Consider the following 22,822-nt stretch of genomic DNA (forward strand, 5'->3'; position numbering starts at 1 on the left):
CGCCGCCCGACAGCAGATCGACGGCTCAATTCCATGGAGGCAAGCCGATCTTGGGCCAACGCATAGCCGGCGCCAAACATAACAGCATCAGAGGTTTTAGCAACGACATGTGGAACGCCGTATTCATCTCGTACAATGCTTACATCTTCTGCTTCTGCTTCTGCAGCCAAAGCTCCCGCGGAGGCTAAGAGTAAAGTCGCCGTAAAGGCTTTAAGCAGAAAGGATGTTTTTTTGTTTTTAACATGATTTAAACTTGTGTACCACATATAGAAGCCTTCCTTTTTATTCTTATTTAATTAATTAAAATCTAGCTCAGCTTGCCGTTAGTTAGCAATCCAGACTGCGAGTTTTTTCTATCTCCGACCTACCTACTGATTATTTTTTATTCAATTTATTTCACATTATGATACATTTATTTTACATTATGATACTCTACTTCGGGTTGGTAGTCTTTGTCAAATCAGATATGCACTACAGAGTGCAGGTCTTGAGGTATATATCGGGTATCAATTTTAGAGGTGAAGCTAGAGGGTTATATCCCTAATAAAACGTTGTAGTGGTTAGAGGGAATAAGCTTTCAGATAGAATATATTTAATATAACTAGAGGTGATTTATAATGATAAAAATAAACTTAGATTTCACGATATCGGCAGTAGCTAGAGGTGTTTCATTAGCCTCGGTTTTAACCATGGCAGGTACGAACCTAGCATTTGCCCAGCAGGATAATCAAGAAAACGCTGAAGAAGAAGCTGCTATGGAAGTAGTTCTCGTTACAGGTAGCCGAATCGCACGTTCAGCCTATGATTCTACGGTGCCAGTAACCAGCGTTGGTAAAGAGACTATTGAAGAGTCAGGTTATGCAAATACGTATGATATATTAAAATCGGTCCCAGCTATTGGGGTCGGGCTAGGCTCTGCCAATGCTGGTAATGGAGGGGACGCTACTGTAGGGTCATCGTTTATTAACTTACGCGGCCTTGGTGTAGACAGAAGCTTGGTATTAGTGAATGGTCGCCGTCGTGTTTCGGGTAGTAATACGTCAGCAGCCGTTGATATTACGATGATCCCTGCTGGTCTTATCAAGGACATTGAAGTTATAACGGGCGGTGCTTCTGCGGTTTATGGTGCCGATGCTGTTAGTGGTGTTGTTAATACTATACTTCGTGACGATATTGACGGCCTAGAGCTTTCGACTAGTTACGGCGCTTCTCCTGAAGGAAGTGGTGGCGAGCGTTTAGGCGTAGATTTAGCCGGCGGAACAGATTTTTTAGGCGGACGTGGATCAGTTGTTTTTGGTGTTAGTTATGCTAAAGAAAACTCATTGCGAGCCGATCAGCGAGACTTTTCTTCTGAACAATTAAATCTCCGTCCTAACCCTCTCAATACTGGGCCAAATGATGGTATTTCTGACAATGTTCATATTGTGCCTAATTGGATCACCGCTGTCACCGAAGGTGGGCGGTTTGTTGTGGGGGGACAACAATATACAGTTCAACCGGACTTAAGATTGCTTGAGCTTGGTACTGTTTTCGGAGGTGGGCGGTCAATTGGCGATGCTGATGGCTTTCGTGCTTTAGACTATATCTTACTTAGACAGGAGCAAGAGGTTCTAGCTACGCACGTTTCGATGGATTTTGAGATCAATGATAATCTTAATTTTTTCGCGAGCGTGGATTATGGAAAAACAGATACGACGGCAGCGGGTCAACCAGAAAACTCATTTGGTCGAGTCGTAACAAGAGATAATGCATTTTTACAGCCTGAGGTTGCGGCACTTATGGATGCTAATGGGTTGGATTCTATAACGGTAAATCGTCTTGAGACTGTCTATGGAAACCGAATACCAAGTTCTGATCGAACAAGCTACACGATAGTTACAGGTTTGGAAGGACTTCTCTCGAATGATTGGGAATGGGGCATTGCTGCACAAATAGGGAGTTATAAAAGCAATAATAACTACATTAATTTCGCTATCGACGCCAATGAGGCACTGGCAGCTGATGCGGTAATTGACCCCATAACGGGTCAACCTGTATGTCGTAGCCGAACACCTGGTTGTGTACCTATCCCGTCGTTAGGCCTTAACCCGATTTCAGACGAAGCACGAGCATTCAGTCTGTATTCACCATTTAGATTTTATGAGAACAAGCAAGATATGGTATCAGCCACATTGACTGGTGACTTATTCGAGCTTCCAGCAGGCTTGGTTAAATTCGCTGGTGGCTTAGAGTATCGCGATGAGTCTGTTCGTTCTTTTGATGATCCGCTAAGTGCATCTGGAGCATCAGCATTACTTAGACCTGTAGCAGCTCAAAATGCGAGTCAAACTGTGACTGAGGCATATTTAGAAACTCTGGTACCGCTAATAGATGAAGAGCAAACACTTGATTTCGAAGCAGCGATACGCTTATCAGATTACGACACCATTGGTTCTACAACCGCATGGAGAGTTGGTCTTAATTGGGCGCCGATAGAATCGGTGCGCGTTCGCAGTTCAATGTCAACAAGCGTTCGTGCTCCGAACTTAAGCGAATTATTCAGTGCAGGCTCAACTTCAAGTGGTATTGTCGTAGACCCTTGTAATGCCAATCAAATTACTCTAGGTTCGGCTACCCGTGGCGCGAATTGCGCAGCTTTAGGTCTCCCTGCTGGGTTTGTTGATCCACTTTTAGTGACTAGAAATATAGTAACTGCCGGTAACCCAGATTTGGAACCTGAAGAGTCTGATTCGTTCTCAATAGGTGCCGTTTTTACGCCTAGCTCTATTCCTAACTTAACTCTATCAATTGATCATTGGGATATTGAAATTGAAGATGCTATTGGCTCTTTCGCCTTTGCAGATGTGCTCAAAAATTGCGTTGACTCACCTACAATTAATAATCCATTTTGTTCTCAAATTACTCGTTTTCCTAGTGGCCCCGTCGAATCGATAAATCTCTCTAAAATTAATGTGGGTAAACAATCTGCGAGCGGTATTGATTTCCAAGGCAGGTATAACTTCGATGCACTTAACGGTAATTTTGATATTGTAATCAATGGAACCTATCTTAGCGAACTTGAACAATTGGTAGTTTCAGATGATCCAACTTCATTGGTAAAACTGCGGAACAATCCAGACAACCCCGATTTTCGTGCAAACTTTAATATCTCATATTACCAAGGTCCACTTACGCTTCGTTTAAATACCCGATATATAGGCTCTGCGGTATTAGATCCTAATGCGCGTACTAATGAGACTATCGATACACCAGAAGTAAACTCGAAGATGTACAACGACTTAGTAATTGGGTATGAATTCGAAAACTCATTAAAATTGACGGCGACTGTCTCAAACCTATTTAGTGTAAATCCTCCATACAGGGATGGAGTCTGGTACGGCGCTCGCGGCAGCTATGACAATACGGGGCAATTTGTTAACTTGAGAGCTCAGTATACCTTCTAGTCATTAAGTCCGGTACGCTTACTAATGCTGGTTCGATAATATTGAGCCGGCATCTTTTTATACGATTGATCTATTTATGTGATGTCATGCTGACTCTAAAAACACTACTGAGTAGCGTGTTCATGATCAGTATTTGCTTTGTCTAATATTTATAGTTTTGTATAAAACTCTCAGCCGCAGGCGATCGAGTTTAAAAACGTGTGTCTGACGCTATTAATTTCTTTACTACCTAACTCGATTAGCCGTTCTTGAACATACTTTATAATGGTTTCTTCTTTTGCGCTTCCAATCGTTTCAACAAAGAAACTTTGTGGTCACTTAGGCTCATAGGCCTTGCTAACATTATCATTCCTCGAAAAAGTATAGCTGGGGCAAACGACAAGCGATTTAATCATACTGCCCATTTATTTGACCAAACAAAGGCTTGTCGAAGAAGCAATTGCATATAAAAAAATGAAATGCGATTAGGTATTATCGCCAATTGAAAATCAACTATTGGTGTAAATCAACAAAACAAAGAGTAAACAAACACTGGAGGATGAATATTATTATTGAACAGCAGGGAACGAGGGCTGGTGCTGATTATGGAGAGAAATGTATAGTTAGTGTGATTAACAACTTAATTATTGATAAATTTCTTAACACCTGCTTTTTTAGTTTTTCCATAAACATTTAAATTGCACTGAAAGTCAACATTCATAAATCTTAAGCTACCTTTCAAATGTATGGCAGCTACACAAGAGTTATCACATCAATTTCACCACAACAGTCTCCTAGTGCTTAAGCTTCATCGGCACACATACTAATTCAATTTACTAATAAAAAGGCTCCGCTTGTATATTTTTTCTTGAAATATACAAAATTATGCCACTTGTATTATCGTTTTTAGAAATATCGAATGATATTAACAATGTTTAATTCTCTTTGGTCCATAGAAAGTAACGTGACACTTAGCCAAATGGATAACTCTTCAGGCTTTAATAATACCCCCCCTTTTTAGAGAAAAGACCTAAATCAGTCATGTTTCAACAAAGAACCAATTCAGCAGATTAAACAAAACTATTGACGAACACAGCTCCCTATAGTAGTTTTGCATTTTAAAAAACCAATATTACAATACAGAACAATCATCGGAGATATACCCCAATGACCACTATGATGAATCCTAAAGAAGAAGTGCATTGGCGGACAACCGCGACCCCAGGGCCGGAATGTTCATCATTAAAAACAAACCTAACCGTTGATACGGTGATCGTTGGTGGCGGTTTAACTGGCTGTCGGACGGCACTTGGGCTAGCTGAAAGTGGCATGTCCGTTGCTTTACTTGATGCACAATGCATTGGCTGGGGAGCATCAGGTAGAAGTGGCGGACAATGCAATCCAATCTGGCGTGAAACACCTGAGCAATTAATAAAACGCTTTGGTGAAGCACAAGCAGAACGCCTGATCAAAACAACAATTACCTCGGCTGACGATTTGTTTGCTGACATTGCTAAATACAACATCGACTGTGATGCAGTGCAAGCTGGCTGGGTACAAGCGGCACACAACCGTAGCGCTCGAAGATCACTTGAAAAGCTTGCCGAAGGGTGGTCTGCAGCAGGAGCTAAAATAGAAAGACTAGAAGGCGATGCAGTTAAAAAAGCAACAGGCTCTCCTGCTTATGACTTTGCTTTACGCTATAAGGTAGGTGGAAATGTTCAACCTTTATCGTTAACTCATGGCTATGCTATAAATGCTCAAACTAAAGGCGCACAGTTATTTAGTGACAGCCCAGTTACGTCTATTGAACGTCTAGGAAGTAAATGGCGGGTAACATCGCCTTCTGGCTCAGTAACCGCTGAAAAAGTTGTACTTACCACTAATGCCTATTCAACAAATCTATGGCCGGGACTAAAGCAGACCTTTTTACCAATGGTGAGTATTGCCATTGCCACAGAACCTCTGCCTAAAGAACTACAGGCTGTAATTCTACCAGGTAAAGTTACTATTTCAGACTCTAGGTTAGCGATTTATTTTTCACGCTATGACCGTGATGGACGGCTTATTTTTGGTTGCGTCGGTAGTACGGATACCGTAGGAACTTTAGGCGGGCATCAACGCCTTCGCGAAGGCTTACGAACAGTATTCCCTCAGCTAAAAAACATAGCAATTGAACGTACTTGGTCAGGGCGCATTGCGGTAACTCCAGAAATGATGCCGCATCTACACCAACCAGAACCCGGCATTATTGCGGGGCTTGGTTTCAGTGGACGAGGTATCGCTATGACGTCTGTAATGGGCCGTACAATAACAGATAAAATATTGGGTGTTCCGGATGATGAACTCGCTTTCCCTGTTTCTCCAATTAAGAAGATACCTATGCATTCATTGATGAACGCGACCCTACCATTAGGCGCACCACTCATGAGTATTAGAGATAAACTTAGTACAATAATCGATATCTAAAACCAACGCTGATAAATAACTTATTTATCAGCTGTATATTGACTTAACTGGTAATTAATTATGACAACATTCACTAAATTTTCAGACTGCGATACAGCCCCAAATGTTAGAACACCAAGCGATGTAACAATTTCGGGTACTCCGATACATACAGGCTGGCCTCACTTCGTAAGTGCTGATGGAACAACTCGCGCTGGTGTATGGCAAAGTACTGCTGGTGTTTTTCGTGGTCCGATGAACAACCAAAGGGAGTTTTGCCATATTCTTGAAGGCGAAGCACTAATTAAAACAGAAGATGGAAAAGAGTTTACCGTGAAGGCAGGCGATGCTTTCATGATGGATAACGGTTTACAACCTATCTGGCATGTTCAGGAGTTTGTAAAAAAACATTTTGTTATTGTCGCGGTGCCTGCGTCTGAATAATGATTTGACAGGTATCCCGATCTCTGACCATTGCTCAGAGATCGGGATACATTCCAGAATTTAGCTCATATGTAACATTCGGTTCAAACTTTTCCCTCGTTATACCTATCTAAATTGTTTATACGCCTTAATTAATTCTATTTTTCATAAAAATATTATATATATCTACGCTTACCTTTTAGCTTAATAAACCAATATTTATAAACAATAGCCAATAACTCATTCATTAACTTGATGTGATTAATAATTCAATCATCGCACAACGATGCTGTATTGGGAGAGACTATCGCATCAGATTAATTAAAGAAAACAACTAAAGCTTTTTAGTTTATTAACTTATAAAAAAGAAGATAAATAGCATATATTTACCTTCTTAAATAGAGCTTAATATTAGGTACATTCTTGTACCTCTAATCCAAGGTATTAATAACCAAAGAAACGAGGTAAAAATAACGTAATATCAGGGAAGTACGCAATAATGAATACCGCTAAAATTGACACAAACGCAAATGGCATTGCCTGTTTAGTAACTCGCTCTAGTTGGGTATCAGATATACCAGAGGCGACAAATAGATTTTCTCCCAATGGCGGCGTTGCAAAGCCAATTGAGAGCGTACAAATCATCACAACACCAAAATGAGTTGGATCAATTCCCAAACTATAACTTACTGGCAACAGTACTGGCGTTAAAATCATGATAGCGGCGAGTGTCTCCATAAACATACCCACAAACAATAGAAACAAAATGATCATTGCCCAAATCAAATATAAGCTATCGGTCATACTTAGCATAGATTCGGCAACAACAGCTGGGATCTGATTTTCAACCAATACACGTCCAAATATTGTAGCGGTAAACAGAATCATCAAGATTCGCCCCGTCAACCATGTAGTGGTTTCTAAAGAATTAAAAATTTTTCCCCAACTTAATTCTTTATAAATAAATGCGCCAACAAATAAGGTATAGAAAATAGCGACAATTGCTGATTCGGTTGGTGTAAAAAAGCCTGAGTAAATCCCCCCCAATATTACCAATGGGGCTAATATTGACCAAAAACCACTACGTATCGCATGTAATATATGACCAACACTCCAACCTTCTGCAGTACCTTGATAACCACGACGGCGACAACGAATATAGTTCAAAATTAATAAGCTAATTGAAACGACTAATCCAGGGAGTACGCCTGCAATAAACATCTTACTAATAGAGACGCTACCGAATTCACCATGCATTTCAATCGCTTCTCTTGGCACACTTAAACCAATTGCAGAAATACCAAAGATAACCATAGGAATAGAAGGTGGGATGATAATACCTAAACCACCAGCAGACGCAGTAAGCGCTGAGGCATAACCTTTATCATAACCTCGTTTAACCATAGCAGGGATCATTAACATACCGACTGCCGCTGTTGTTGCAGGACCAGAACCTGAAATAGCACCAAATAACATACATGCCAATACTGTAGCGGCACCAATACCACCGGTTACAGGTCCCGCAAGGCTTTCGGCTAACACCACTAGCCGTTTTGATATCCCTGCAGCTTCCATTAACGCCCCTGCCAATACAAACGCTGGCAATGCCATTAATGGGAATGAGCCCACCGAAGTAAAAGCAATTTGAACCATTTTAATAGGGTTTTCATCGAGATAAAGGAATGATGATAGTGCTGCCACACCAAGCGAGATACTGATTGGAGCTCCCATAGCCATAAGGAGCAAAAATGAACCAAATAAAATGATAATAAGATACGAATCGTTCATGATTTTTCCTTTGCTCCACCAGATGTTATTGTGGCTTCAGACTCACTGGCTGTATTCATTAAACTATCTATTTCTTGTGATTCAGGATTAATAATTTTTTCCCCTTTAACAAATTTGAAATAATTCACCTGAAGCACGCGAAGTGTGATGAGCGTAAAGCCCAATGGCAAAATGATGTATATGTACTTCATAGGAATACCTAAGGTTTGCGACTTCCAAAACACATTCAGTTTGTTAAATACAAAATCATACGAGAGATAAATAAAGTAACAATTAAAAGCAACCCAAATCATATCAGTAATAAACTCGAGCTTTGGGGGAAGCCAAGCTGGCATTAATTTGTACTGAAAGGTTACGCGGTTATGAGCATTGAGCCGTGCTGCATGAGCAGCACCAAAATAAACAAACCACACAAACATATAAACAGAAAGCTCTTCACTCCAAGCAATGGAGTAGCCGAAAAATTGGCGAGAAATAATCTGTGCAAACAGTAGTGTTACAAAAACAGCTAACAAAGTACGACAAACGTAGCCCTCCAATTTATCTATGAAACTAAAAAATTTTTTCAAACTTTTGCTCATTGCTTTAATCCAAATGTAAGCGACCGCACGCATAATTCATTAGCATTATTTAATGCAAAATAAACGTAGGTCGTTTTGGTTTAACAAAAATCCCGCCGAGTAAAGTGACGAGCTAGGTATTGCAGTTACTCTCTAAATTTCTTCACGGCCGATCGATTTTAATACGATATTGATTTTGTCTTTACCACCGACACTCTCATAGTACTTAGGCCATACTTGAGTAGATGCTTTTTTAATCCACTGTGCCTCATCGACTTCATTTATTTCCATGCCATGTGCTTTTAACTTTTTGAGCGCCTCAGCCTCTTGCTCTTTTAATAATTTAGCACTATGTGCGGTTGCAACTTTACCGGCTTCTATAATAGCCGCCTGTACGCTTTTAGATTGCTTTTGAAAAACCTCTTCAGACACAATCATAGGTTCAAGCATAAAGTTGTAGTGAATTAAACTGATGTACTTTTGTATTTCGTAAAATTTTAATGATGCTATATCAACTAATGGTAAATCTTGCCCATCAACAACTTTTTGCTGTAGTGCCGTAAATAACTCAGACCAAGCCATAGGTGTTGGATTTATACCCCAAGCTTTATATGTGTCTATCATTATTTTATTTTTAGGAACTCTAACAACAAGCCCATCTAAATCATCCAGTGTTTTAATCGGTTTTTTTGAATTGGTGAGCACACGAAAACCAGAAAAGGTCCAACTAATAATTCGCACGCCAGCATCACGAACAGTATTAGCAACAATTACGTCAGTCGCATCACTTTGAATGAGCTTTTCAGCTTCTTCTAAACTCGTGATCATATAGGGAAGTGTGTACACACCAACGGTTGGAGAAAATGGTGTAATATTATTAATAGCAACGACAGAGAAGTCGAGTGTACCCATAGACGCTTCAATAACTGTATTTTGCTCGGAGCCTAGTTGGCTATTAGGGAAAAGGCGAACGGTATTTTTAGTGTTTTTTTCAAATTCTTCAATAAACTTAGAGGCTAATGAGTATTGAGCTGTTCCTTCACCGCCACCTAATGTCATTTTAAATGGTTTAGCAGTAACTGTGGATAAACTACTTGTCAGTAATACAATGCTCAATAGCGTAGTAAACGATCTCAGCTTAGGTTTCATTTCAATACTTAACCTCTTAATTACGTTGGGTTGCAATAAAAATATAACAGCAAGATAAAACAATAATAGCCCGAAAAGTTGTTTTAATGATGTTACAGATGCTACACAATTGTTTCATAATGCTATATTTATATTTTATATTATGCAACTCCAAATAAAAAACGCCCCCTTAATATCTATAAATAATACTATTCGAGTACGGATAGAATAACGGTAATTACAGTTAAAATAATTATCATATAAGATAAATGCGAACAACGAAGCACTTACACTAATTAGGATTTAACACTTTCTCTAGTACCATAATTCATAAAGAATAGAGCCAAGCTCCGTAGATACGAATGTTAATATTTTGGTTTAGTCTTTAAAAAGAAGGGGCAGAGTCAAGGTAAACGCTGCACTGTATGTACATTGAAAGCAAAGAAGAGATTTATCGAGTGAGAAAAATAAGTGAGCCGATAGACTAATGACTATGCTCTCATAATAAATTAGGTTTACACCATCGAGCCAAATCGAGCTGATATTTTCGCAGCAGCTTCCAACAATAACGGAGCTTTACTTTCCAGAGTCTCCATTGAAGCAAGCCGTGTTGGTGTCCATAAACTCAGCGAAGCTACAATGCGATTTTCATAATCCACAATAGGTGCCGCAATGCCGACAACCTGCCAGAATTCTTCACGGTTACTTATTCCATACCCTCTCGCTTTTGTCGCTTCGATATCCTGCAGTAAAGACTTTTCATCTGTTAGCGTATTTTCCGTAAATTTCTCAAGTTCAATCGTCTCTAAATATTTATCCAATTCAACTTTATTCATATATGCAAGGAAAATTTTACCTGCTGCGGTACAATGTAAGTCAGACTGGCCACCTAACTTTACGGCCAACTTATAAGGATTAATAATACGAGTCCGTATGAAGGTCGCTGAGTAATCAGTCAATACAGAAACGGCAACATTCATATCTGTTGCAATACCAAGATCAATTAAATCTTGACCTTCAATTTGTTCCAAATCCGTCTTTTGCCAAGCGGCCCGTGCCCAGCTTAATAGTTTTGATCCTACAGAATATGACTTATCTCGGTCGCTAAAGTGCACTAGATCCTGCCCCATCAAGATCGATAGTATTCGATGCGTCGAACTTTTGTTAAAGCCTGAAGCCACCACGATTTCGGAATATGTTAATTTACCCGGCGATTTAGCCAATATATCTAATACCACTACTAATTTTTCAACGATAGAACTTTGTACTTCGCGCGCCATAACAACCCCCTAAACCTTAAGAATTCAACATTATACTCAATATCAGCAATTTTGTATTAAATACAACACACAAAAAACTAAAACGGAATATATTTGACTGGATTAACTATTCGTCGTATCTTACTTTACAAAATTTAAATTTTGCATTGTAAAACAAAAGAGGGTGATCTGTGAAAAAACTAATTAATGATCCAGCGAATTATGTAGATGAGGTCGTGGAAGGCATGTGTCTTATGCATCCTGAAACTTATACCGTTGATGGTGAAACGTCTCGTGTGCTTCGCCGCACAACTCCCGCACAAGACAAGGTTGGCGTTATATCGGGTGGAGGCTTTGGTCACCTTCCGCTATTTGCTGGCTATATTGGAGAAGGTTTATTAGATGCTTGTGCTATAGGCGATGTATTCGCCTCTTCTGACATGAATCCTATGCTAGAGTCAGTTCGCATAGCTAATACAGGCAAAGGTGTATTATGTGTAGTCGGTAACTACGGTGGCGATCGCATGAATTTTGACATGACCAGTGAAATGGCTGAAATGGAAGACATAGTCACCACTAAAGTAGTCGTTGCTGATGACGTTGCCAGTGCAGGCCCTGAAGAAGCATCGAAGCGTCGTGGTGTAGGCGGTTTAGTTTACGTATTTAAGATTGCTGGAGCAGCTACTGCTGCAGGCCAATCATTAGAAGAAGCCACTGCCACCACACAAAGAGCCTCTGATAACTGTCGTTCAATTGGTCTTGCTTTATCATCATGTGTCGTACCTCAAGCCGGAAAAGCAACCTTTGAAATTGCAGACGATGAGGTCGAGCTAGGCATGGGTATCCACGGTGAACCTGGCGTATGGCGTGGTAAAATAAAACCCGTTAATGAATTAGTTGATGAGATGATTGATTACATTCTCAAAGACATGCCATTAGGTGCATCTGATCGCGTATCAATCCTTGTGAATGGTTTAGGCGCGACACCTATTGAAGAGCTATATCTTGTTTTTCGTCGTGCTAAAGAGCTACTTGAAAAACAAGGTGTTACTATCGTTTTACCTATGGTTGGCAATTATGCAACATCCATGGAAATGGCCGGTACATCTATCACCGTTATGAAATTAGATAACGAACTAGAATCATTATTAGGTGCTACTGCCGATTGCCCTTTTTGGAGAAACTTGAAATGAGCGAATCAACAATTACAACTGAAAGTTTAAAAAACACTATAGCAGCAATTCATAAAAATATTGATGTGATTGGTGCTGAGCTAAACGAACTTGATGGCAAACTTGGTGATGGTGATTTAGGGGTTACCCTAATTAATGGTTTCAATAATATGCAGAGTACAGCTGATACATTACCTGCTGATGTCGGTATGGCATTATTTGAATGTGCTAAAGCGGTTACTAAAGTATCTGGCTCAAGCTTTGGTACCTTAATGGCCACATCAATGATAGCTGCAGGTAAATTAATTAAAGGTCAAGAATCGATTAAGGTAACAGAGGTTCCTAAATTACTACAGGCAGCACTCGATGCAATGATGAGTCGTGGCGGCGCTAGTTTAGGCGATAAAACAGTATTAGATTCTATCAGCGCGATGATTGTATCAATGGACAAAGCGCAAACGAATGATGCGATGCTAGATACAGGTATTCAAGCTGCCAATGAAGCATTAGCTGAATTTAATGGTAAGATCAATAAAATTGGTCGTGCACGTATCTTCGGTGAGCGCACTATTGGGATGGATGATCCTGGTATGGTTGCGATTGTTAGAATGTTAAACTGCCTTAAAAACGCTTAAACGACTTACATCAACATATTGTTTTAAAAAAGGTGAGCATTAGCTCACCTTTTCTTTACAAAAAAGATAACCCGGAGCCTAGAAAGGTAGTTAACATAAAAAACTTAAATTGCAACTAAAATCAATAACTTAATATAAAAAATATTTTTTTTGTAAGGATAAACCCAGCTTCAGTAACTATTTTGACAATTTTTACAATGGTAACTTTACAGTTTAGTATTATTTATTAGCTGTTTGATGTTTTGAGGTGTTTACCAAAGTAACCGATACATATCTTATTTTCTTCATAATCAGGCAATATATGCATTCGCTTCCCCCCACTAAAGTTTTTTATGTGTATTTCGAAAGCCTTTGCTCCTAATGTCGGGTGTTTGAAAGTTCTTAACCTTACTAATGTTCTATTGGCCATAGTGCTTTCACTTTCACCAGATATATCTAATCCTGAATTGACTATTAATGCCTCTAAGTTTTCTGAATCAGAAATAGCTTTGTCAAGCTTACAGAACACACCGATTACTTTTTTGAAGTCTAGAGGTTGAATAGACTTCAATGACTTAAGTACTGTGTCGGTAAAAAGCAAATTTTTAAAGTCTGGATTATCCTTGCTCTTAAGATCATCTAAATATTTTTTATTTTGTAACCTCTTAGACTTAAAATCATCTATCAAGGGCTTTAAATGCTCTAATTTTGATATATTTGGAACATCTAGTAACTCCGTATTTTCTTCACTATTTTCACCCCATAGCTTTACAATAGATATGAGTTGCTGTCGCCAAATGTTGTTTGAATTAAAGCTAATACCATGAGAATCATTTAATGACGCAAAGGCTAACCCTAGAACCTCTTGATTTTGATCTTGTTCTAACACAAAAAGAATATTTTCAACATTCTCTTGCTGTTTATTATCGTTCATATTTAATAACGGGCATTTCACGCTACTAAGTACACTTTTAACTTGTCGCTGTCGCTCTTTATCTTCAATTCTGTTTAGCCAATGACCAAAAGCAAAACCCTCAGCGTAATTTAAATGCGTCCAAGCACCCTCCGTATCATCAACCCTCGTAAAGTGAATGTCATTTAACATAGCGTTATGGAGTAAATCAAAAAAACATTCAATATTTTGCTCGCAATCATCAGCCGACTTAAACGGCAACGACGCTTCATTCAAGACTATTGAGTCAAACACTATTTATTTCCCCTCAAGGAGGGTATTCAAACTCTTGTCCCATTCATCAAAAAAACCATTAGGCCAGCGATCTATTCTTCCATCACTATCAATTTCAATTTTTTCAACATCAACCTCATGTTCTTCCGAATTAATATCTCTAGATAGAAAATAAACAATGACATTATCTTGAGAGATTTTATTATTTTTGACAGCGCCTCGTACTCCATTCAATATGTGATCACTGTGAGTTTCAACTAATATTTGAACGCCATTTTGAGAAGCTATGGCCATCATTTGAGCAATAACTGACTGCCCTGATGGATGCAAGTGTGATTCTGGGTTTTCTATTAACAATAAATCACCGGGCTTTGCACTCAATAATGATGTCACGACAGGCAGAACATAAGTTAAGCCAAACCCCGTATTTTCAGGCCTGAACTTATTTGTTAATTCTGAAGCTGAAGCAAATTGATAATGTAGACTTGCTTGATTGATTTCTGGGATTAGCCTAGTAATTACTTTTGTGCCCGGTGTTATCTCGGACATCCATGCGTTTAGATTATCTATTAAAGTTTTTGTTGCAGAATTCACGTGCAACATATCTGAAATCACTATGTTTTCATCACCATGCTGTGATAAAAAGTGTGCTGTATACTCACCTTTAGCCCCTAAAGTTCTTCTTTGATTTACGGCATACTCCGAAACATCGTAAACACTTTTGGGACTAATTCTTTCAGCTGATAAATATTGGAAATTCGCTACAAAAAGTGATTCCTTAAAAGCATCTTTATCAACAATAGATGAAGAATTTAAGGGCTGCATATCTGAGTTTTCATCGTAATCAAAGTTTAGTATTAGTTGCGTATCATCCCAACATGTTTCAATTTTTATTCGTTCATTTTCTGCATATGCGTATAATAAATCTTTACCATTCCCTAAATTAACAAACTCTCCAGAGAGCGATAACCCTATAGATGGAAGTAAATGCTTATCAAATGATTGCCTCAATAACAATAACGACTGTAAAGCTGAAGATTTACCCATACCATTAAAGCCGGAAAACAATGTTAAATTAGCTAACTCAAAATCTTCATCTTTGATAGATTTAAAGTTCTCTAAGCTCAGTAGGTTTAACATCTTAGTATTCCTCGAATCAAATTATCTAAAGTCTTACGAACTTCCTCAAACCTAGTTTGTACATTATCCGTGTTAGCTGTAGATTTACTAATTGATAACTCAAATTCTTTATCTTTTAATAGTGATGTAAACTCAGAAACAACCTCCAAGCGATGACTAACTAAGAGTTGTCGCTCATCATCTGAAATTTTTGATAAACAAACTGATATCGATTCAAAAAGTGGCTTATTAACAACTTTTTTATGATCTGGAACTGCGAGACTTTTCTTGAAAGCATCCTTACCAAAGATCTTATAAGCTACATCCATCGATTCAATAAAATTATGTTTTAATTTGATAAGTTCATGATCATCAACTTGACCTAGTTTAACCATTCCTTGGTTGAGAAACTTAGGAAGTGAGGATTTATAGTTTTCAGTACCATACAAACTAAAAGTAACGTGTCTAAGAGCAAGTTCTTCATGAGCCATACGGTAGTTTTTATTAACGACAACAGACTTAAACTCTTTGGATTCAACTAAACCTTTTAAAAATGATGATGCAGCCCCTCTGTTTATAGACTGACTCATAGCATGCCTTATTTCTTGAGGGTTTAGCTTTAAGCCTCCCGTATTTATTCTATTAAATAACGAATACTTCATCAGAAATGGAGTACCCGGCTTTATCAAATAAACAGAAGTCTGAAACTCATCTATTCTTCTTTGTAAAGGTCTTGGTAATTCATCGTAAGAACACCCTTCATACTCATGAAGAAATTCCAACTTAGTTAAATTCAAACTTTTTTTCAATACAAAGTTATTGATAGCAGATAAGCGCTGAAGGCCATCAACAACCTGCCATTTATCGTCAGCTAATGCATCAAAATAAAATGCGGGTATTGGTAATCGTATTAAAATTGATTCGATTAGTCTACTTTGTAACTGCTTACTCCATAAATCACCAGAACGCTGAAAATCGGGCATTAAGTTTATTTCGTCATACTCAAGCCTAGAGATAAGAGTTCCTAAATTTGGAGTCGAAATACTCACATCAACTTTTTTAGGATCAAATGGTTCCAACGATTCATCCGATTCTTCACTTTCACCTAGATCTTCATCTTCAAATTCATCGTCAGCTTTTGTTTTATAATCGTTATCCATTTAGCAACTCTTTAATATTGTTTGATTACTGTTAACCGTAATATTATTACACCATACCGTAAGAAGGTCTACAAAGTAGCTTTACATAGGAATAAGTAAAAATTTAATATTAACTATTTGTATATAAAATAATTAAACTCGTCCTGACGGCGGTATTTCTTTATCAAAAGGTCTTAATATATTTGTAGTTTCTCTTTCTGTAGGTCCTTCAGCACTTTCTGGAATACCTTGATCAATCGCAGCTACCTGCATACCTTTTTGTCTTATATGAAAAGCGATTCTTTGCCATCGTTTTTTCCAGTTAATTTCCTTACGTTTAAATTCTTCAACTTCTTTTTTTAGACGTTCAATTTCACAAATTAATTGTTCGTTCTCTTTACCTGTTTGCTCCCTCGACTTAACTAGACCGCCTGACAATGCATGCTTAGCATTGTCATATGCCGCTTTTATCTCAGATTTCGCTTGTAATGACTGCCTAGAAAAACCAAACCTTTCTTCCAAAATAGACCACGTCAATTTTGAGCATAAATGTCCTAATGCCCAACGATCTAAATCTGCAATAATACCTTTAATGTCGGTATCACTCATTCTTCGAAACCGCTTACTTTTCACCTGCTAACTCCTCAAGGTATTCTTTAGGATCAAAATTAACCACCCCATTATCATTAAGTTGGGCTTTCAGCGTTTTAATTTTCTTATCGTTGTGCGAAAGCCAATCACTGCTTTTTTTAGGCTTTTTAGTATTTAAGCGCTGTTCTGCTGTTTCCCTAGCTAAGCTTGTCAATGCAAACTGTCTTTTCTGCTCTTCTAACCTGCCTTTATCATCTTTTGCCCATACATAGTCGCCACAATCTGCCGAGCATTGTAAATGACGCTCACATGGCGTCTGAGAGAAGTTATGAACACATATACCAGTGCCAACATCATGAACAGCTTGAATACGAGCTTTGAGAACCGCATCTTGAATGGTCACAGGAATAGCCATAATTTGCTCAACAAGCTTTCCACCTACACGGCCTTTCTTTATATCTTCTCTTAACATTAATGCACGTTTTTCACGGCTAGTATGTTGGTAAGCTTTTGTATCTTTAGGGTTTGAACGGCCAAACCATTCAGTTTGAAATAGGTCGCTTAAACCGCCTTCATCCAGAAGGGTATTTAATGTATGTCTAAAATGGTGGCTGGTGAAATCGACTTCTATACTTGATGACGCATACTCTTCTGCTAATTTAGGAAAGTAGCGCAAAAAAGTAGTCAACATTGAATGAGTACATTGCGTCGCTAACCAATGAGAATAGCTTCCGCTAGAAAGCCCCTGATGCCTTACGAGCATTAAGTCTTTAAGAAAATACTCAGTGCCATTTTGATCTATATGAATTGGTGCTATCAGCTCGCTTGCATAATCTTTTTCGCAATACTTTTTTATTCCTTGTTTAAATGTATAAAAGGGCTGCCGGGATGCAACTTTTCCATCGCTTGTCAGTTTCTGCGTGTCTTTGGCAGCCAAACCATTTTCTCTTATCCATCCATTAACATCTATTACTGTGGGTGATATGCCCAAGGCTTTGAGATCCGCTTTATATAATTTTTGATCTTCACAAAGTTTACTTAAAAATCTAATGTCTGCTCCGTTAATTCGAAGTATCTCAGCAGCAGTATCACGAGCAGCAAAGCAGAGCTTATCCAATTCATCCATGACTTCCCTTACTATAGGTAGCACGTCACTTGGCATATATAGCTTACGCCTAGGCGTAAAAACGTCACCTTGCGATATCTTTCTTGGGAAATATTCAATGTACTCTCGACCGTCAGAATCCGTTTTAACTTTTTGATGCGGTAGAAGCGCAATTTCACTAAAGCGCCTTCCTAAACAAGCTAGGAGCGTCAGAAGTAATATGTAGAATCGATATTTATGTTCCTTTGGAACCTTTTGGTACAGCTCCCCTAAAACTTTAAATACAGCAGGCTCTATTAATTTATCACTTTTTGTCTCTACTGTTTTAGGATCATCGAGTCTTTTATGACCTACTCCTCCAGTACTTTCAGGACGTTTCATCTTAGAGTATTTATATTTAAAGGTTACTCTACACAATCCATTAGCATCACAATGACCTGCAATTTCGGCTACGGCTTTGTGAAGATTGTATGCAACCCCATCACTGTAATGCATGGAGATGTCTTTACAAGCGAGATCAAGCGATTCAGGAGTTAATGTTTGAAGATCTTGATTTAGCGAATTAGCCGAGTTAGATATATAACCTAAAGCAGTTATAAAGTTTCTTTGATTTGGTGCTGATTGGTGTTTGCGATGAAACCTCAAGATAAACAACGCTTTTGCTAGATCAGCCCATTTACCAGTGATAGTGCGTCCGCCTAATGCTGGTGAATATATAAAATTAAATGATGATGATTTAGTATTTTTTCCTGTTAGCTTAGTCAGTCTTCCAGCTGTTATTTTCCAAGTGTCATCCTTCCAAGTTATTGCATCAAACCCCTCTAACTCCAACATTTTTGCTTTTAATATTAATGTATTGAAGTTTTCATTGCGGTCTTGTCCAAGGCGGTCAATGAAAGCAATTACTTTATTTTTTCTTTTTGAGCGTCCATCAGCCATTACTGCGCCTCCGAACATAACTCAGTTACTTGAGCGACTGCGGTAATTACGTCATCTAACTGGACCCCTAAGCGTGAACTCTCATACTTTTCGAGCCTTTTTTCTCTGTTTTGCAGTAAGCATTCGAGTACATATTCATGGTCAGCATGTCGATATGGTTGAAATTTAGGGCATAAATAACATGAATATGGAGGGTCCAAATGACATAGCTTACCTTCGCCACAAACGCCAATTTCAGCTTGTTCTTCGGGGTTTTCTTCATCAACGAAAGCAATGTGCTTATCAACACGGTTGCCATTAACAGCCTCTTCATCACTATCTATCACTCGCCCTTTAAAAAACTGCAAATAACGTGATAGCCCTTTCGCTGCGGCTTTATCTAAATGTTCCACAATCTTTCCCGCCATTTCAAAATAAACGAGAACGTGTTGGGTATCCGTATGATCTAATATTCTAGCTAGCTCTTTTTTGGTAATGCCTTCTGAGGCTAACCCTACGGCTAGTGTATACCTCAATCGTCGAGTATTTATTTGTAACAGGCTTTTTGTAATGGGAGATATAATTTTATGCCTTGTAACAAAACCCTTCAATAAAGCTGTTATAGCAGCGCTAGTAACATTATACGCATTCTCAAAGTCTTGGGACGCTAAAGCTACACTGTTACCTTTTTGATTCAAAAACAGTGGTCTAGGGTTTGAAATAGCCTTGCCGTTGACTCTCAACACTACGTTAATTGAGGAGTTCTTTTGGATTAATTCCGTTATGTATTTACCGTACAAAGGCTCAAGGTACTCATCTTGGAAATCGTCTCGTGGACTTAGTTGCCTTTTTTTGATTCTTGGCATTTTCAAGATGAAGCAGCGCTCATTCGATTCAGGAGTTAAATCAATAAAGTCTTCTTCACGTAAATACGTGAGATTTGCAGGGTTTCGACCAAAGGCTATTGATAATGCAACCGCTACTTTTTGTTGCAAGTGCTCTAACTCTTGGCTTGTATCATTTTTCAGTGCAGCTATAAGAAGAGGCAATTCGAGTGAACGATGGAGTGGCCCTTTATCAGGATCTTCCATTCTAACCGCTTCACCTTTTGGATTACCGGGAATACTCATGCCCTCAAGCTCTAATGCATAAGCAGGGCTAAAGCCAAGCTCTGGATAATTCTCCGCGCAATAAATATACCATTGTATTGGCCTATAAAGCGCCCAAAGACGGTGCTTTCTTCTTGCACTCGAAATAGATGACTCTATTAAAGATATTAGCCTATCTTGTAAGGTGTTTTCTGCTGATTGAAGCAGTAAAGCATCATGACGAAGAAACTCTCTCCATACATCCTGAAAAGCAGCATAACCAGCATGAGTTGAAACTCGCTCAATACGGTCTTTAATGTAGAATTTAAGACCCCAGCGAACTCCATCGAGCACTATCTTTGAAAAATCGAGAGTCGAGTTACCCCTTACAGAATAAGGTAAATTCCATACATCCGTTGATGAATTTAATGATAACCCTTCCCGAGTTAATATAGTTGAAGAGATTCCTTGCCAACCCTGAGAGCTTATAAGCTCTTGAATATTTAACTTTCTCACCAAGGTATGTCCTCCATTATTAAATCTCGTTGATATTTTTGTAAGGCTACTTTAGCCTGTTCTTCAACTTCTTGAGCAATGTAGACATCCTGTGACGATAAACTACTATCGCCCCGAAGATACGCCAATGCTTGCTTTCGTTTATCTTCATCCATACCAGAAGAGCGAAGAGTTCTTTCCATTTGTGACGAAAAGCTATGCCTTAAAGCCTTTGCCGTTAAATGAGAAGGAAGATCATTTGAATATTTCTTACGTAATAATTGAAAAAACTGAGTAATAGATGATTGAGATAAAGGCTCTCCATCATCGCTTAATATTAGATAATCAGATTCTTGTTCCGACTTTTCTTCCAGTACATCTCTCCATTCAGTTATATAAATATCTATGCTTTTAGCGAAGTTAGGGTCTTCAATTGGTAGAATACGCCCATTACGTTTTATTTGTGGTCTTGGCTTTCTCGTATCCTGCGGATCTGGCTGTCTTCGCTCCACTCGAATAGATGATATAGCTCCAATAGTAATATCCTCAACTCTTAAGCTAAGTAACTCACCGGGCCTTAAACCGTAATAGAGCATTATCGACGTAAGTATATAATTACGATATTTCACGGCAGGATCTCTGCCAAATGCTTGTTTATTATCTGGGTTCAATATCGTTAGTAAGAAATCAATTTCTCTACCATCTAAACCTTTGCTTTGTGATCTATTAGTTGGAGGAGCATTTGTGAATGAAGTCTCTAAGAATTCTAGTAATATTTGCTTATTAGCAAGGGTTTGTTCGTATGAACTAGATGAAAAAGGAATTGCTCCCATAACCACATCAATATACCAAGACAGGAATTGCCTTACTGTTGTTAACCTTTGATTGAAGGTATTTGGTGTAACAACTATTTTTTTTACCTTTCTACGTTTTTCATGATCCCGCTTTAAATACTCAACCAATCCACCTTTAATCTCAGCTTCATTAAAAAATTTCTTACTTGTAATACGTAACTCTAAATCAATATTCTCACTTTCAAGCCAAAGGTAAAGGACAGATAACTCTCGAAGATTACGAACAAGCGTGTTTGGGCTCAATGACCGACGACTTATAATAAATTCATTAGGAGCAGGAATGGGCATGTCGTTACTATCAAGTAGCAATGGGAGTAAATCCCCTGATTCATGTGTAATAGTTTCTACTTTCATAATCTCTCCTAACTTTAAACTAAAGGTAGTAGAAAACGGATAACTTTACAATATATTTATTATACGATTTTTTAAATTTACTTTTTATTGAATAATAAAAAAGCCTCTCTAAACTTAACATTTAAAAGAGGCTTTCTTTTTAATCGATTTCTTTGTTTTATAAGTACTAAAGCTAATTGTAAATTTGGATTAACTTTACACTAATAACTTTATATCATTTAGAACGGAATATCATCGTCAAAATCAATCGTCGGTTCTTGAGGGTTTACCTTAGGCGCTGACTGATGATTCTGCTGTTGAAAACCACCTTGCTGTGCTGGTGCTTGTTGCTGTTGGAAACCACCTTGCTGTGCTGGTGCTTGTTGCTGTTGAAAACCACCTTGCTGTGCTGGTGCTTGTTGTTGCTGGTAACCACCTTGTGGTGCTGCTGGTGCTTGTTGTTGCTGAAAGCCACCTTGTGGTGCTGCTGGTGCTTGTTGTTGCTGGAAGCCACCTTGCTGTGCTGATGGCGCTTGTTGTTGGAAACCGCCTTGAGAAGCTCCACCGCCCTGTCCACGTGAATCTAACATTTGCATTACACCGTTAAACCCCTGTACAACAACTTCTGTTTTGTATTGATCTTGGCCTTGTTGATTTTGCCATTTACGTGTTTGTAATTGGCCTTCAATATAAACTTTAGAACCTTTTTTCAGGTATTCGCCAGCAACTTCAGCTAACTTTCCAAATAAAGATACACTATGCCATTCCGTTTTTTCTTTTGGTTCACCTGTTTGCTTATCTTTCCAACTTTCAGATGTTGCTATTGTTATATTAGCAACAGCACTACCATTAGGTAAAAAACGAACTTCAGGATCTTGGCCTAAATTTCCAAGAATAATAACTTTGTTAACTCCGCGACTGGCCATGTGTAAATCCTATATCTGCAGTAATAATTGTCACTGATGATATCCTATTCAACGTTATAGTTTAAGGAATCACCAATGTTTAAAAATGGGAAATTATTTTACCACGAATATAAAATAATACTGAGATTTTAAAGAATATTTTTTTAAGGAAAGTATCGCTTATTATTCTCTATCAATATATGTAACCTAATTATATATACCCGTTATCAATTAATATGAATATTTCAGAGCACTTGAGCGATATCAATTCAAGG

18 protein-coding genes are annotated in these 22,822 nt (G+C 38.4%); 5 read left to right on the forward strand and 13 right to left on the reverse strand.

The window, feature by feature from the left end:
• A partial coding sequence (locus B0X80_RS19420; RefSeq protein WP_139345355.1) for a penicillin acylase family protein occupies window positions 1-266 on the reverse strand: 266 nt, incomplete at its 3' end.
• 351 nt (window positions 267-617) lie between these two features.
• On the opposite strand from B0X80_RS19420, the gene B0X80_RS19425 reads away from it, so the two are divergent.
• From B0X80_RS19425 to B0X80_RS19435, 3 genes are all read left to right on the forward strand, one after another.
• Window positions 618-3,443 (forward strand): TonB-dependent receptor domain-containing protein, encoded by a 2,826-nt coding sequence (locus B0X80_RS19425; protein WP_077343351.1) that lies wholly within the window; start codon window positions 618-620, stop codon window positions 3,441-3,443.
• A gap of 1,146 nt (window positions 3,444-4,589) precedes the next feature.
• Entirely contained in the window at window positions 4,590-5,891 is a 1,302-nt protein-coding gene (locus tag B0X80_RS19430) for an NAD(P)/FAD-dependent oxidoreductase (protein ID WP_077343354.1), read from the forward strand.
• A gap of 60 nt (window positions 5,892-5,951) precedes the next feature.
• The gene (locus tag B0X80_RS19435; RefSeq protein ID WP_077343357.1) at window positions 5,952-6,314 is read left to right on the forward strand and encodes a cupin domain-containing protein; all 363 of its coding nucleotides are present in this window, start codon (window positions 5,952-5,954) and stop codon (window positions 6,312-6,314) included.
• A gap of 423 nt (window positions 6,315-6,737) precedes the next feature.
• Here the strand turns inward: B0X80_RS19435 and B0X80_RS19440 are convergent, their stop codons facing one another.
• The 4 genes from B0X80_RS19440 to B0X80_RS19455 form a co-directional block, all read right to left on the reverse strand.
• Entirely contained in the window at window positions 6,738-8,081 is a 1,344-nt protein-coding gene (locus tag B0X80_RS19440) for a TRAP transporter large permease (protein WP_077343360.1), read from the reverse strand.
• Window positions 8,078-8,662 carry a TRAP transporter small permease gene (locus B0X80_RS19445; RefSeq protein WP_077343362.1) on the reverse strand — a complete coding sequence of 195 codons (585 nt, stop codon included), beginning with the start codon at window positions 8,660-8,662 and terminating at the stop codon, window positions 8,078-8,080. Before B0X80_RS19445 ends, B0X80_RS19440 begins: the two co-directional genes overlap by 4 nt.
• Before the next feature lie 132 nt (window positions 8,663-8,794).
• On the reverse strand, window positions 8,795-9,790 hold the full coding sequence (locus B0X80_RS19450) for a TRAP transporter substrate-binding protein (protein ID WP_077343365.1): 996 nt from the start codon (window positions 9,788-9,790) through the stop codon (window positions 8,795-8,797).
• A 494-nt stretch (window positions 9,791-10,284) separates the two neighbouring features.
• The gene (locus B0X80_RS19455) at window positions 10,285-11,049 is read right to left on the reverse strand and encodes an IclR family transcriptional regulator (RefSeq protein WP_077343368.1); all 765 of its coding nucleotides are present in this window, start codon (window positions 11,047-11,049) and stop codon (window positions 10,285-10,287) included.
• A gap of 170 nt (window positions 11,050-11,219) precedes the next feature.
• Between B0X80_RS19455 and B0X80_RS19460 the strand changes: the two genes are divergently transcribed.
• On the forward strand, window positions 11,220-12,221 hold the full coding sequence (locus B0X80_RS19460) for a dihydroxyacetone kinase subunit DhaK (protein WP_077343371.1): 1,002 nt from the start codon (window positions 11,220-11,222) through the stop codon (window positions 12,219-12,221).
• Complete coding sequence (locus tag B0X80_RS19465) at window positions 12,218-12,835, forward strand: dihydroxyacetone kinase subunit L (protein WP_077343374.1); 618 nt, start codon at window positions 12,218-12,220, stop codon at window positions 12,833-12,835. The genes B0X80_RS19460 and B0X80_RS19465 overlap by 4 nt, the downstream gene beginning before the upstream one ends.
• A gap of 226 nt (window positions 12,836-13,061) precedes the next feature.
• Here the strand turns inward: B0X80_RS19465 and B0X80_RS19470 are convergent, their stop codons facing one another.
• The 8 genes from B0X80_RS19470 to ssb form a co-directional block, all read right to left on the reverse strand.
• A complete protein-coding gene (locus B0X80_RS19470) occupies window positions 13,062-14,021 on the reverse strand; it encodes a hypothetical protein (RefSeq protein WP_077343376.1) in 960 nt (319 codons plus the stop codon).
• Window positions 14,022-14,024: 3 nt separating this feature from the next.
• On the reverse strand, window positions 14,025-15,140 hold the full coding sequence (locus B0X80_RS19475; protein ID WP_077343379.1) for an AAA family ATPase: 1,116 nt from the start codon (window positions 15,138-15,140) through the stop codon (window positions 14,025-14,027).
• A complete protein-coding gene (locus B0X80_RS19480) occupies window positions 15,134-16,279 on the reverse strand; it encodes a DUF262 domain-containing protein (protein ID WP_077343382.1) in 1,146 nt (381 codons plus the stop codon). Before B0X80_RS19480 ends, B0X80_RS19475 begins: the two co-directional genes overlap by 7 nt.
• Before the next feature lie 132 nt (window positions 16,280-16,411).
• Window positions 16,412-16,867, reverse strand: a complete 456-nt coding sequence (locus tag B0X80_RS19485) for a protein kinase (protein WP_077343385.1) — start codon at window positions 16,865-16,867, stop codon at window positions 16,412-16,414.
• 13 nt (window positions 16,868-16,880) lie between these two features.
• Complete coding sequence (locus B0X80_RS19490) at window positions 16,881-18,893, reverse strand: integrase (protein ID WP_077343388.1); 2,013 nt, start codon at window positions 18,891-18,893, stop codon at window positions 16,881-16,883.
• Window positions 18,893-20,476 carry a site-specific integrase gene (locus B0X80_RS19495; RefSeq protein WP_245825505.1) on the reverse strand — a complete coding sequence of 528 codons (1,584 nt, stop codon included), beginning with the start codon at window positions 20,474-20,476 and terminating at the stop codon, window positions 18,893-18,895. The genes B0X80_RS19490 and B0X80_RS19495 overlap by 1 nt, the downstream gene beginning before the upstream one ends.
• Window positions 20,473-21,552: a site-specific integrase gene (locus B0X80_RS19500; RefSeq protein ID WP_217697173.1), complete on the reverse strand. Its 1,080-nt coding sequence runs from the start codon at window positions 21,550-21,552 to the stop codon at window positions 20,473-20,475. Before B0X80_RS19500 ends, B0X80_RS19495 begins: the two co-directional genes overlap by 4 nt.
• A 329-nt stretch (window positions 21,553-21,881) precedes the next feature.
• Entirely contained in the window at window positions 21,882-22,568 is a 687-nt protein-coding gene (gene ssb / locus B0X80_RS19505) for a single-stranded DNA-binding protein (protein WP_077343393.1), read from the reverse strand.
• Window positions 22,569-22,822: the final 254 nt, after the last annotated feature.

This window comes from Pseudocolwellia agarivorans, from assembly GCF_002000085.1.
Lineage (GTDB): Bacteria > Pseudomonadota > Gammaproteobacteria > Enterobacterales > Alteromonadaceae > Pseudocolwellia > Pseudocolwellia agarivorans.